Here is a 12,412-nt window from a genome sequence, read left to right as displayed (position 1 = left end):
CCCCGCGCCGGGAAAATTCCCATTCCCATCGCGCCCGGTTTGCTGCTTAATGCGCGCGAGGCCCACCACCCGAGGAGACACGCCATGCGCTGCGTTTTCATCAGCATCCGGTGCCGCCCCGGCACGTCCTACAAGGTCGCCGAGCAGATCGCCCTGCGCGAAATCCATTCCGAGCTGCATTCGACCTCGGGGCCGTTCGACCTGCTGATGAAGCTCTACGTCCCGCCCGAGGCCGACGTGGGCAAGTTCATCAACGAGAACCTGCTGGACATCGACGGGATCGAGCGCACCGAAACCACGCTCACCTTCAAGGCGTTCTGAGACATGGGAATGCTGGACGCGCTCACCGCCATCGCCGGCCCCGCGAACGTGCTCACCGGCGCGGACATGGGCTCCTACGTCTGCGACTGGGCGGACCGCCCGCAGGGCGCGCCGCTCGCCGTGGTCCGCCCCGCCGACACGGACCAGGTCGCCGCCATCCTGCGGCTCGCCAACGAGACCGGAACGCCGGTCGTGCCGATTTCGGGAAACACCGGCCTTGCCGGCGGCACGCAGGCCGATGGCGCGATCCTGCTGTCGATGGGCCGGATGAACGCGATCCGCGCGATCAACCCCGCCGCGCGCACCGCCGTGGTCGAGGCGGGCGCGATCATCGCCGACATCCACGAGGCGGTGGCGGAACATGACCTGATCTTTCCGCTGTTCTTCGGCGCGCGCGGCTCGGCGCTGATCGGCGGGGCGCTGTCCACGAACGCGGGCGGCTCGAACGTGCTGCGCTACGGAAACACGCGCGATCTCTGCCTCGGGATCGAGGCGGTGCTGCCCACCGGCGAGGTGGTGGACCTGATGCGCCAGCTGCACAAGGACAACTCGGGCTACGACCTGCGCCACCTGCTGATCGGAGCCGAGGGCACGCTTGGCGTCATCACCGCCGCGGTGCTGAAGCTCCACCCCGCGCCGCTCGCCAACGCCACGGCGATGCTCGCCGTGCGCTCGGTCTCCGACGCGCTCGGCCTGCTGAACCGGCTTCAGCGCGAAACCGGCGGCGCGGTGCAGGCGTTCGAATACATGCCGCGCGCCTTCGTTGAGGCATGCGTCGCCCAGATCCCGGGCCTGCGCACGCCCTTTGAGTCGGCGTATGACGTGAACGTCCTGGTCGAGGTCGGCGCCACGCAGCCGCGCGCCGCCACCCCCGGCGAGGACGGGCAACCGCCGATCGCCGCGCAGCTCGAAGAGGCGCTTGGCGCGCTCTTCGAGGAGGGCGCGCTTCTCGATGCGGTAGTCGCCCAGAACGAGGCTCAACGCAACGCGATGTGGGCGCTGCGCGAAGCCTCTGCCGAGATAACCCGGCTGAACGATCCGGTGATCGACAACGACGTCGCCGTGCCGCTCGACCGGATGCAGGCCCTGCTGGACCGCATCGCCGCCATCATCGCCCGCCATGACCCCGGCGCGCGCGACGTGTCCGTGGCGCATCTGGGCGACGGCAACCTGCATTTCACCTGCTGCCCCACCCGGCCCGATCCCGACCTCATGGAAACCATCCATACCGAAGTCGAGGACGCCGCCATCGCCCTTGGCGGCAGTTTTTCGGCGGAGCACGGCATCGGCCTGCGCAAGCGCGACAGCATGGCGCGCCACAAGAACCCCGCCGCGATGGCCGCGATGCGCGCGATCAAGACGGCGCTTGATCCCAACGGTATTCTCAACCCCGGCAAGGTCCTGCCCGATCCCTGACGCCGGCCCCTGGGTATTCATACCCGGGAGAAACCCGCGACTCCGGCTTTCAATGTTCCGGAAATACTCATTCGACGGCGCGGCAGGCGCTCAGGTCCGCCAGTCGAAGAAGCCCGGCCCCGCCCGCGTCAGCAGGTCGCGCGCCATCGCGCGGCCCAGCTCCGCGCCATCCTCGACCGGGGCGGTGCGGTCATCCGCGAGGCTCTCGGACCCGTCGGGGCGCAGCACCTCGCCGCGCAGGCGCAGCGTGCCGCCGTCGAGATCGGCAAGCCCGGCGATCGGCGTCTCGCAAGAGCCGTCGAGCTCGGCCAGGAAGGCGCGCTCGGCGGCGATGCGCAGGCCGGTCTCATGATCGTGGATCGCCGCGAGCATCTCGGCGGCGCGGTCGTCATCCGCGCGCCGTTCGATCCCGATCGCGCCCTGGGCGACGGCGGGCAGCATCACCTCGGGCGCGATGGCCGAGGCGATGACATCCGCCCGGCCCAGCCGGTTCAACCCCGCCACGGCGAGGAAGGTACAGGCGGCGACGCCATCGTTCAGCTTCTTCAGGCGGGTCTGCACGTTGCCGCGGAACTCCACCACCTCTAGCGCGGGATAGGCAACCAGCACCTGCGCCTTGCGCCGTAGCGAGGACGTGCCGACCTTCGCGCCGTCCGGCAGTTCCGCCAGCCCGGCGGCCACCTCCGAGACGAAGGCGTCGCGCGGGTCCTCGCGCGGCAGATAGGTGTCGAGCAGCAGGCCCTCCGGCTGCAACACCGGCATGTCCTTCATCGAATGCACGGCCAGATCGATCCGCCCGGCGAGCAGCGCCTGTTCGATCTCGCGGGTGAAGAGGCCCTTGCCGCCCAACTCCTTCAGCGGGCGGTCGATGACGCGGTCGCCGGTGGTCTTGATGACCACGATCTCGAACGCCTCGCCCGGCAGGTCGAACGCGGCGGCCAGCCGCGCGCGCGTCTCGTAGGCCTGGGCGAGCGCCAGCGGCGAGCCGCGCGTGCCAAGCTTCATCGGCGCCGTGGGGGTGGGCAGTTTCAACGTCATGCGCCCGGGTCTAGAGCGCGCGCGCGCGACTGGCAAGCATCCGGCTTGACATCCCGGCTCCGGAAGGGGACGTAGCCCGCGAAGGAGACCCGGACATGGCCGAGAAAAAGACGATCCTGCGCGCCCTCGCGGGCGAGACATTGCCCGTGCCGCCGATCTGGATGATGCGCCAGGCGGGCCGCTACCTGCCCGAGTATCGCGCGACCCGCGCCAAGGCGGGCGATTTCCTGTCGCTGTGCTACAATCCCGAGCTTGCGACCGAGGTGACGCTGCAACCGATCCGACGGTTCGGCTTCGACGCGGCGATCCTGTTCGCCGACATCCTGCTGGTGCCGCAGGCGCTCGGGGCCGACCTGTGGTTCGTGACCGGCGAGGGGCCGCGCCTGTCGACCATCCGCAATGCGCAGGACATGGCGCAGCTCAGGGACGCGGGCGACGTTCACGACACGCTGGCGCCGATCTACCAGACGCTGCGCAACCTGACGACCGCGCTCCCGCCCGAGGTGACGCTCATCGGTTTTGCGGGCGCGCCCTGGACGGTGGCGACCTACATGACCGCCGGGCGTGGCACGCCCGACCAGGGGCCGGCGCATGCGCTGAAGGACGGCGCGCCCGAGGTCTTCGATGCGCTTATCGCGCGGCTGACCGAGGCCACGATCGAATACCTTTCGGCGCAGATCGAGGCGGGCGCGGAGGTGGTCAAGCTTTTTGACAGCTGGGCCGGTTCTCTCAAGGGCGCGGATTTCGAACGCTACGCGGTAGAGCCCACGCGGCAGATCATCGCGGCGCTCAAGACGCGGCATCCCGACACGCCAGTCATCGCGTTCCCGCGCGAGGCGGGCGAGAACTATGTCGGGTTCGCCAAGCGCACCGGCGCGGATTGCGTCGCGCTCGACAACTCGGTCGCGCCGGACTGGGCGGCGCGGCACGTGCAGGTGGAGGGTTGCGTGCAGGGCAACCTCGCCTCATCCCATATGGTCACGGGCGGCAAGGCGCTGGTGCGCGAAGCCCGCGCGATTGTCGAGTCGTTCTCGGGGGGGCCCCATATCTTCAACCTCGGGCACGGCATCACGCCCGACGCGGACCCGGCCAACGTTCAGTTGATGATCGACACGGTGCGCGGCGGCTGAGCCGTCAGCGTCGAAGCAACGCTCGCTTACCGCTGTTCGCGCAAGGCATTGCGCGGAACGGGATAGCCACGCCTTTGCGGGGCTGTCGTACGCTCCTCCCTCTTTTCCCGCGCTAATGGGTGGCCGCGCGCCTTCGCCCCGTTGGCGTCCCTAATCACTGACGTGAGCCGACCGGCGACGCGCGGGAACCTTTTGCGCAGCATCGCATCCAATCGCCAGGACCGGCGCAAGAGGCGCCGGGTTTCAGGGGAAAGGACAGGACATGACGCTTTCACGCTGGCCGCTGGCCGCCAGGACCGGGGAATCTCTCACGACCGTAGCGGGGTGGAGATCATGCTGAACGCCGTTTCGTCGCAAGCGACGAATGTCGAGGACGATGTCATCGGCATGAAGGTCTCGGATCGGATCCGGCGCCGGCTGACCGATGCCGGACGGAATTTCTACGCCAATGACAACATCGCGGACGCCATCGAGGACGGAGAGCTCGACGCGCTGCGCGCCGAGGTCGGGGCGCGCATGCAAGAGGTGTTGCACGCGCTCGTGATCGACGCCGAAAACGATCACAACACACACGACACCGCCCACCGGGTGGCGAAGATGTTCATCGACGAGGTCTTTGGCGGGCGCTACCGCGCGGCGCCCCCGGTCACGTCATTTCCCAACGTGGCGCGGCTTGACGAGATGATGATCGTCGGCCCGATCACCGTGCGCAGCGCCTGTTCACATCACCTGTGCCCGATCATGGGCAGGGTATGGATCGGCGTTCTGCCCAGCGCGGAAACCGAACTGATCGGCCTGTCGAAATACGCGCGTCTCTGCGAATGGATCATGAGCCGTCCGCAGATCCAGGAAGAGGCCGTCGTCATGCTGGCGGACGAGCTTGAGCGCCGCATCCGGCCCGACGGGTTGGCGGTGGTGATGGAGGCGGATCACTTCTGCATGCATTGGCGCGGCGTTCGGGACGAACAGCCCGTGATGACCAGCACCGTCATGCGCGGCGCCTTCCGCGAGGATGAGGCCCTGCGGCGCGAGTTCCTCGGCCTGCGTAAACAGCATGACGGATGACCACGCAAACGGCTCCCTCACCTTCGGGCATGCGACTAAAACACATATATGGAGAACAATGATGAAAGCCTTCATGACCGGCCTCGCCGCCCTCGCAATCGCCGCCCCGGCAGCCCTTGCGCATGTCAGTTTCGAAACACCTCATGCCGCGCAGGACTCGACATTCGTCGGCGTGCTGGGCATCGGTCACGGCTGCGACGGCGAAGCCACGGTGAAGCTGCGCGTGCAGATCCCCGAGGGCGTGATCGCGGTCAAGCCGACGCCAAAGCCGGGCTGGTCGGTCGAGATAATCACCGGACCCTATGAAAGCAGCCATGACTATTACGGCACGCCGATGACCGAAGGGGTGAAGGAACTGATCTGGACCGGAGAGCTTCTTGATGCCTATTTCGATCGCTTTGTCTTCCGCGGCACGCTGAGCGACATGCACGCGGCGGGGACGACGCTTTACTTTCCTGTCGTCCAGGAATGCGCGACCGGAAAGTTGCGGTGGACCGGCGTTCCCGCCGAGGGCCAGGACGCCCATGACCTGGAACATCCCGCGCCCGGGCTGCATATCACCGCGCCGGGGGCCGGCCACTAGACGCGCTTTCGGCGCACCCGGTCGCCCTTCTTCCGCCGCCACCGTCCCGGAATCGCTGGTCCTTGCCTTCGGCAACAGGGATAAGGATGGCGGGATTGGCGACAGGGTGAAGCATGAAGACAGGCGGCGCATTGGTCATCGGGGCCGGACCGGCGGGGCTGATGGCCGCCGAGACGCTGGCGCAGGCGGGGATGCGCGTCACCGTGGCCGAGGCCATGCCCTCACCCGCGCGCAAGCTGCTGATGGCGGGCAAATCGGGCCTCAACCTCACGAAAGATGAACCGATCGAGTCCTTCCTCGCCGCCTACGGCGCGGCGGCGGAGCCGCTCGCGCCCATGCTGCACGCGTTCGGCCCCGACGCGGTGCGGGAATGGGCCGAAGGGTTGGGTCAGCCGGTCTTTGCCGGCTCGACGGGGCGGGTCTTTCCGCGCGCGATGAAGGCCTCGCCGTTGTTGCGGACGTGGCTGGCGCGGCTCGACTCGCTGGGGGTGAGTTTGCGCCGCCGCTGGCGCTGGACCGGGTGGGAGGGCGACGCGGTTTGCTTTGACACGCCCGAGGGGCGGCAGCGCGTGACGCCTGCCGTCACCGTGCTCGCCTGCGGCGGGGCGAGCTGGGCGCGGCTCGGCTCGGACGGCGGTTGGGCCGCGCATCTGCCGGAGCTGACCGCGCCATTCCAACCCGCAAACATGGGGTTCCGCGTGGACTGGTCCGGGCACATGGCGCCGCATCTGGGCCGCGCGGTCAAGGGTGTGCGCCTGCAAGCGGGCGCGGCCACATCGCGCGGGGAATTCGTGATCTCGGCCCGCGGGATCGAGGGCGGCGGCGTTTACGAGGTGTCGCGCGCGCTTCGCGAGGGCGCGACGCTGAGCGTCGATCTCATGCCGGATGTGCCGCTGGACGAGGTGCGCGCGCGGCTGGACCGACCGCGCGGCAAGGCCAGCATGGGCAATCACCTGCGCAAGGCGCTGAAACTGCCGGCGGCGAAACAGGCGCTGCTGATGGAGTTCGCCCGCCCCCTGCCTGCGGACGTCGCGCCGATCGTGAAGGCGCTGCCGGTGCGGCACGCGGGGCCGCTGCCGCTGGACGAGGCGATCTCGGTCGCGGGGGGGCTGCGCTGGGACGCGCTTGACGCGGGACTGATGTTGCGGGACCGGCCCGGCGTCTTCGCCGCCGGTGAAATGCTGGACTGGGAGGCGCCGACGGGCGGCTATCTAATCACCGCTTGCCTTGCGACGGGCCGCTGGGCCGGGCGCGCGGCGGCGGAGCGCGGCTAGCGGATCAGCCCCGCGCCCGGATCATGGCGAGCCGGATAAGCGCGCGTTCGACCAGCGCCATCTGCGGCGCGCTCTGCCCCGCCGAGCGCAGGTGCAGATCGGTGTCGGTCAGCACGCCCAGCGCCTGTTCGAGCCGCGCCGCGCCCCAGTCCTGCGCCTGTCGGATCATCCGGTCGCGCCGCAAACCGAAGACCGGCGGGCGCATCCGCGCGATGCCCTGCGACGGCCCGCCCGGATCGGCGGCGGCCGTGTAGAGCGTGCGGAAATGCCGCGTCGCGGTGATGCAGAGCGTGACCGGCTGCATCCCCTGCGCGCGCAGGCGCTTCATGATCGGTCCGATCTCGTCCGAGCGCGCCTCGGCCACGATGTTCAGCACCTCGTCGAGCTCCGCCTCGGTCGAGACCGGAGCGCAGAGGGCGATGTCGCCGGGCGTGAGCGGCGCGCCGTCGTCGAGCTTGTAGAGCGCGAGTTTCTCGAGCGTCTGGCGGAAATCGCCTGGATCGAGCGCGCGGGCGAGCGTCAGAAGGTCGGCCATCGCGTCGGGGGCGACATCGCGCAACCCGGCCTTGGCGAGCATGGTCTGGATCTCGTCCCGCGAGGGCGGGTCGTCGTAGATCGCGGCGGCGCGCGCGCTCGGGTGCGCCTCGAACGCCTTGCGCAGCTTCGACGCGGGCTTGAGCGCGCCGGCGGTCACGACGATCTGCGCGTCGCCCTCGCGCCACTCGTCCAGCGCGGCGAGGATCGGCGCGGCCAGCGCCTCGGTCGCGTCCTCGACAAAGGCCACGCGGGGACCGGGAAAAAAGCCCTGCGCCTTCACCGCATCCAGGAGCCGTGCGGGATCCTTGCGCAGTTCTGCCGCGCTCATCCGCGTGGCGCGCATCTCCTCTTCGCCTTCGGGGCCGATCAGGGCGGCGATCGCCTCTTGCCGGCGCAGGGCCACGCGCATCGCGTCGTTGCCGTAGATCAGAAGCCCCGCCGCCGCGGGGTCGGGCTTCGCGAAATAGGCGGGCGCGTCGCGGGGGGCGAGCTTCATTGGGACGGCGTCGGCGCGGCCACGACCAGGCGGGTGATCATCTGGCCGGCCAGGATCTTCATCAGCCGCGCGCGCGCATCGCGTTCGGCGGCCTGGGTGGCGACGGTGCTGCCCGAGGCGGAGTAGCCGGTGAAGTTCCTGACCCTGCCGGAGGCCACGACCGCGCCGCTTGCGAGGTCGCGCAGCGCATAGGTCACTTCGCCCAATATGTTGTAGCGTTGCGTCACGTCGCTGCGGTCGATTGCTATCGCCTCCTGGCGCACGTCGATCGCGTAGGACAGGCCATAGTTCGCCGGGTTCGCGCGGCCCAGCCGGTCCTCGATCTCGCGCACGAGCAGGAAACCGTCGCGCGTATCGGGCGCATCCGCCAGCACCGCGTTCTGCAACGCGCCGCCGCCGCCCCCGGGGCCATAAACCGGCGCAAAGCCGCAGCCCGCCAGTGCGGCGAGCGATCCAAGGCAGAAAAAGCGGCGGGTCAGGGTCATCACGGGCTACCTTATCACCTATTGCGCGGCTTACACGACCACATTCACGATCCGCCCCGGCACGACGATGACTTTCTTCGGCGCGGCCCCGTCAAGCGCCCTTTGCACCGCGTCGAGCGCGAGCGCGGTTTCCTCGACCGCGTCCTTGGCTGCGTCCTGCGCGACGGTGATCTCGCCGCGCCGCTTGCCGTTGATCTGCACCGGCAAAGTTACCGTGTCATCGACCAGCATCGACGGGTCGGCCTTGGGCCAGGGCGCGGTCGCGACGAGACCGTCGCCGCCCAGCATGTGCCAGAGTTCTTCGGCCAGATGCGGCGTCATCGGCGCCATGAGCTGCGCCAGCGCCCGCGCCGCCTGCCGTTTCGCCCCGGTTCCCGCGCCGCTTTTCGACAGCGTCGCGGTGAAGGCGTAGAGCCGCGCGATGACGGCGTTGAAGCCGAAGGATTCGACGCCCACGCTCACGTCATGGATCGCCTTGTGCATTTCGCGCAGCAGCGCCTCATCCGCCTCTGGCGAGGCGTCTTCGGCAGTGTCGGCGGCGATGTCCGAGACGATGCGATGCACGCGGGCGAGGTGGCGATGCGCGGCCTCCGCGCCGGCGGCGGTCCATTCGACGTCGCGTTCGGGCGGGCTGTCGGAGAGGACGAACCAGCGCGCGGTATCGGCGCCGTATTGCGAGATGATCGTGGTGGGGTCGACGACGTTCTTCTTGGATTTCGACATCTTGGCCGAGGGGATCACTTCGACCTCGCTGCCATCGGCGAGCCTGCCGTCGCTGACATCCTCGGGCAGGTGATAGACCGGGCGGCCGCGCGCGTCGCGGGTCTGGTAGATCTCGTGCGTGACCATGCCCTGGGTGAAGAGCGCGTCGAAGGGCTCTACCGCGCTTGCCGGCAGATGACCGGTGATGTGCATCGCGCGGGCGAAGAAGCGGGAATAGAGCAGATGCAGGATCGCGTGCTCGATCCCACCGATATACTGGTCCACGTTCATCCAGTATTCCGCCTCGGCCATGTCGATGGGCGTCTGCGCGCGCGGAGAGGTGAAGCGCGCGAAATACCACGACGAATCGACGAATGTGTCCATCGTATCCGTCTCGCGCCGGGCCTCGCCGCCGCAGGCCGGGCAGGTCGTGCGCCGCCATGTCGGGTGCCGGTCGAGCGGGTTGCCGGGCTGATCGAAGCTCACATCATCGGGCAGGCGGACGGGCAGGTTGTCCTTGGCCTCGGGCACCACGCCGCATGTGTCGCAATGCACCACCGGGATCGGGCAGCCCCAGTAGCGTTGACGGCTGAGCCCCCAGTCGCGCAGGCGGTAGCGGGTGACGCCCTGCCCCACGCCTTGCGCTTCGCAGAAGGCGATGGCGGCGTCGATGGCCGCGTCCCCGGTCTGCCATGCCTCACCGGCGAAGCCGCGGTTGTAGAAGACCCGCTCGGTCTTGGGCGGCACGAAGGCCTGCGCGAGGGCGTCCTCCGCGTCCTCGGAGGGCATGAAGGTGGTGATGATGGGAAGGTCGTATTTCGTGGCGAAATCGAAATCGCGCTGGTCATGCGCCGGCACGCCGAAGATCGCTCCGGTGCCGTAATCCATCAGGATGAAGTTGGCGACATAGACCGGGAGCTCCAATGCGGTGTCGAAGGGATGGCGCACGCGCAACCCCGTGTCATACCCGCGCTTCTCGGCCGTCTCCAGCGCCTCGGCGGTGGTCGCGCCGCGCCGGCATTCGGCGTTGAAGGTGGCGAGCGCGTCGTCTTCCTCCTCGAGCCGCCGGGCCAGCGGATGATCGGGCGAGATGCCGATGAAGCTTGCCCCCATGAGCGTGTCGGGGCGCGTGGTGTAGACCTCGACCCGGTCGAAGCCCTCTGGCCCGCCGATGAGCGAGAAGGAAAATTGAAGGCCGCGCGATTTGCCGATCCAGTTCTCCTGCATCAGCCGCACCTTGGCGGGCCAGTCATCGAGGTCGCCGAGCGCGTCGAGCAATTCGCCCGCCATGTCCGAGATGCGGAAGAACCACTGCGTGAGTTCGCGCCGCTCCACCTCCGCGCCCGAACGCCAGCCCTTGCCGTCGATCACCTGTTCGTTGGCCAGAACGGTCATGTCGACCGGGTCCCAGTTCACCACGGCGTTCTTGCGATAGACAAGCCCCGCCTCGAGCATGTCGAGGAATAGCGCCTGCTGCTGCCCGTAGTATTCCGGGTCACAGGTGGCGAATTCGCGCGACCAGTCGATGCTGAGGCCAAGCGGCTTCATCTGCGCGCGCATGTCGTTGATGTTGCCGTATGTCCAGTCCTTGGGGTGGCCGCCGCTGGCCATCGCGGCGTTCTCGGCGGGCATCCCGAAGGCGTCCCAGCCCATCGGATGCAGCACATTGTGGCCCGTCGCGATGCGGTGGCGCGCGATCACGTCGCCCATCGTGTAGTTGCGCACGTGCCCCATATGGATGCGCCCAGAGGGATACGGGAACATTTCGAGCACGTAGTATTTCGGCTTGTCCTCGGAACGGACGGCGCGGAACACCGAAGCCTGTTCCCAGGCGTCCTGCCAGCGGGCTTCGATTTCGGCGGGGGAGTAGCGCGACATGGGCGGCGCACCTTTCGGTCAGATTTCGTCAGAAGCGGTGATAGGGCGCGCAAGGGGCGGGGTCCAGAGGGCCGCGGGTTTTAACGCGCGTTTCGCCATCCCCGCGTAGGGTGGGGTTTCACCCCACCACCCTGCGGCGGCGCCCGGCGTGGTGGGCTGAAACCCCACCCTACGGCTATGCAGACCGCTGCGCGCCACCTATAAGAATGCGAAAAACCGCGGGCAGACCCATGAAAATCCTCTTCATCCATCAGAATTTCCCCGGCCAATACAAGCACCTGGCCCCCGCACTGGCGGCGAAGGGGCATGACTGCACCGCACTCACGCTGCGGGTGAAGGAGGCGCTCGACTGGAAGGGCGTGCGCGTGCTGCCCTACAGCCTGCCCGCGCGGCGCGCGCAGCAATTGCATCCCTGGCTCATCGACCTCGACACCAAGGTCACGCGCGCCGAGGCGTGCTTTCGCGCCGCGCGGCGGCTGCGCGACGACGGATACGCCCCCGACCTCATCCTCGCGCATCCCGGCTGGGGCGAATCGATGTTCCTGCGCGATCTCTGGCCCGGCGCGCGGCTGGCGCTCTATTGCGAGCTTTACCACGAGGCAGGCTATCCGCATCTCGACTTCGATCCCGAATTCCCGGCGAAGGACGCGGAGCTGCAACCGCTGCGCATAAGGCTGAAGAACCTCAACAACCACCTGCATTTCCCGCTGGCCGAGGCCGGGATCAGCCCGACGAGGTTCCAGGCCGACACCTTTCCCGCCCCTTTCCGCGAGCGCATCACGCTCAGCCATGACGGGATCGAAACCGATCTCTCGCGCCCCGACCCGGACGCGCGGCTGCAACTCAAGGGTCATCCCGAGTTGAGCCGCGAGGACGAGATCGTCACATTCGTCAATCGCAACCTGGAGCCCTATCGCGGCTATCACGTCTTCATGCGCGCCCTGACCCGCCTGTTGCGCGAACGCCCCAAGGCGCGGGTCATCATCATCGGCGGCGACGAGGTGAGCTATGGCGCCGCCCCGCCCAAGGGCAAGACGTGGAAGCAGATCTTCCGCGACGAGGTGGCCGATCAGATAGCGCCCGAAGGCTGGGCCCGCGTGCATTTCCTCGGCCGCATCCCGCATGACCAGTTCACCCGCGTCCTGCAACTGAGCCGCGTGCATGTCTATCTCACCTATCCGTTTGTCCTTAGCTGGTCGCTGCTCGAGGCGATGGCCTGCGAGGCGGCCATCGTCGCCAGCGATACCGCCCCGGTGCGCGAGGTCATCACCCACGACGAAACCGGGCGCATGGTCGATTTTTTCGATCGCGAGGGCCTGGTGGACGAGGTCTGCGCGCTGCTTGACGACGCGGAGGCGCGTGCGCGGCTGGGGCGGGGCGCCCGAGCGCTCATGCAGCAGAAATTCGACCTGCGCCGCATCTGCCTGCCCCGGCAGCTCGACTGGGTGGAGGACGTGATGGACCTGCCGCTGGTGGTCTGACGCGCA

At 68.4% G+C, this 12,412-nt stretch carries 11 protein-coding genes; 7 read left to right on the top strand and 4 right to left on the bottom strand.

Features of this window, described 5'->3' with window-relative positions:
- The first annotated feature begins 84 nt into the window (after positions 1-84).
- Together D6850_RS01935 and D6850_RS01930 are read left to right on the top strand one after the other, a co-directional pair.
- Positions 85-321 carry an Lrp/AsnC family transcriptional regulator gene (locus tag D6850_RS01935; protein ID WP_121163366.1) on the top strand — a complete coding sequence of 79 codons (237 nt, stop codon included), beginning with the start codon at positions 85-87 and terminating at the stop codon, positions 319-321.
- Positions 322-324: 3 nt separating this feature from the next.
- Positions 325-1,737: an FAD-binding oxidoreductase gene (locus tag D6850_RS01930; RefSeq protein WP_342769518.1), complete on the top strand. Its 1,413-nt coding sequence runs from the start codon at positions 325-327 to the stop codon at positions 1,735-1,737.
- A gap of 90 nt (positions 1,738-1,827) precedes the next feature.
- On the opposite strand, the gene hemC is transcribed toward D6850_RS01930, so the two are convergent.
- Positions 1,828-2,775: a hydroxymethylbilane synthase gene (hemC, locus tag D6850_RS01925; protein ID WP_121163363.1), complete on the bottom strand. Its 948-nt coding sequence runs from the start codon at positions 2,773-2,775 to the stop codon at positions 1,828-1,830.
- A gap of 95 nt (positions 2,776-2,870) precedes the next feature.
- Between hemC and hemE the strand changes: the two genes are divergently transcribed.
- The 4 genes from hemE to D6850_RS01905 all read left to right on the top strand — a co-directional run bounded on the left by hemE (position 2,871) and on the right by D6850_RS01905 (position 6,827).
- Entirely contained in the window at positions 2,871-3,905 is a 1,035-nt protein-coding gene (gene hemE / locus D6850_RS01920; RefSeq protein WP_121163362.1) for a uroporphyrinogen decarboxylase, read from the top strand.
- A gap of 333 nt (positions 3,906-4,238) precedes the next feature.
- Positions 4,239-4,970, top strand: coding sequence for a GTP cyclohydrolase I (gene folE / locus D6850_RS01915; protein WP_121163360.1), 732 nt, complete (start codon positions 4,239-4,241; stop codon positions 4,968-4,970).
- A 61-nt stretch (positions 4,971-5,031) separates the two neighbouring features.
- Complete coding sequence (locus D6850_RS01910; protein WP_206019187.1) at positions 5,032-5,553, top strand: YcnI family copper-binding membrane protein; 522 nt, start codon at positions 5,032-5,034, stop codon at positions 5,551-5,553.
- 113 nt (positions 5,554-5,666) lie between these two features.
- Positions 5,667-6,827 (top strand): TIGR03862 family flavoprotein, encoded by a 1,161-nt coding sequence (locus tag D6850_RS01905; protein WP_121163358.1) that lies wholly within the window; start codon positions 5,667-5,669, stop codon positions 6,825-6,827.
- 4 nt (positions 6,828-6,831) lie between these two features.
- Here the strand turns inward: D6850_RS01905 and holA are convergent, their stop codons facing one another.
- From holA to leuS, 3 genes are read right to left on the bottom strand one after another with little or no spacing between them, the layout of a single operon-like run.
- The gene (gene holA / locus D6850_RS01900; RefSeq protein ID WP_121163357.1) at positions 6,832-7,860 is read right to left on the bottom strand and encodes a DNA polymerase III subunit delta; all 1,029 of its coding nucleotides are present in this window, start codon (positions 7,858-7,860) and stop codon (positions 6,832-6,834) included.
- Entirely contained in the window at positions 7,857-8,345 is a 489-nt protein-coding gene (lptE, locus tag D6850_RS01895) for an LPS assembly lipoprotein LptE (protein WP_121163355.1), read from the bottom strand. The genes holA and lptE overlap by 4 nt, the downstream gene beginning before the upstream one ends.
- A gap of 30 nt (positions 8,346-8,375) precedes the next feature.
- The gene (gene leuS / locus D6850_RS01890; protein WP_121163354.1) at positions 8,376-10,925 is read right to left on the bottom strand and encodes a leucine--tRNA ligase; all 2,550 of its coding nucleotides are present in this window, start codon (positions 10,923-10,925) and stop codon (positions 8,376-8,378) included.
- Positions 10,926-11,155: 230 nt separating this feature from the next.
- Between leuS and D6850_RS01885 the strand changes: the two genes are divergently transcribed.
- Positions 11,156-12,406 (top strand): glycosyltransferase, encoded by a 1,251-nt coding sequence (locus D6850_RS01885; RefSeq protein WP_121163352.1) that lies wholly within the window; start codon positions 11,156-11,158, stop codon positions 12,404-12,406.
- Positions 12,407-12,412: the final 6 nt, after the last annotated feature.

It is taken from the genome of Roseovarius spongiae, assembly GCF_003651245.1.
GTDB lineage: Bacteria > Pseudomonadota > Alphaproteobacteria > Rhodobacterales > Rhodobacteraceae > Roseovarius > Roseovarius spongiae.
This window is presented reverse-complemented; position numbering and strand designations above follow the sequence as displayed.

Bases quoted from the DNA above. Each gene is read 5' to 3' on its own strand.
- D6850_RS01935 (WP_121163366.1), top strand. From the start codon at position 85: ATGCGCTGCGTTTTCATCAGCATCCGGTGCCGCCCCGGCACGTCCTAC.
- D6850_RS01930 (WP_342769518.1), top strand. From the start codon at position 325: ATGGGAATGCTGGACGCGCTCACCGCCATCGCCGGCCCCGCGAACGTG.
- hemC (WP_121163363.1), bottom strand. From the start codon at position 2,775: ATGACGTTGAAACTGCCCACCCCCACGGCGCCGATGAAGCTTGGCACG.
- hemE (WP_121163362.1), top strand. From the start codon at position 2,871: ATGGCCGAGAAAAAGACGATCCTGCGCGCCCTCGCGGGCGAGACATTG.
- folE (WP_121163360.1), top strand. From the start codon at position 4,239: ATGCTGAACGCCGTTTCGTCGCAAGCGACGAATGTCGAGGACGATGTC.
- D6850_RS01910 (WP_206019187.1), top strand. From the start codon at position 5,032: ATGAAAGCCTTCATGACCGGCCTCGCCGCCCTCGCAATCGCCGCCCCG.
- D6850_RS01905 (WP_121163358.1), top strand. From the start codon at position 5,667: ATGAAGACAGGCGGCGCATTGGTCATCGGGGCCGGACCGGCGGGGCTG.
- holA (WP_121163357.1), bottom strand. From the start codon at position 7,860: ATGAAGCTCGCCCCCCGCGACGCGCCCGCCTATTTCGCGAAGCCCGAC.
- lptE (WP_121163355.1), bottom strand. From the start codon at position 8,345: ATGACCCTGACCCGCCGCTTTTTCTGCCTTGGATCGCTCGCCGCACTG.
- leuS (WP_121163354.1), bottom strand. From the start codon at position 10,925: ATGTCGCGCTACTCCCCCGCCGAAATCGAAGCCCGCTGGCAGGACGCC.
- D6850_RS01885 (WP_121163352.1), top strand. From the start codon at position 11,156: ATGAAAATCCTCTTCATCCATCAGAATTTCCCCGGCCAATACAAGCAC.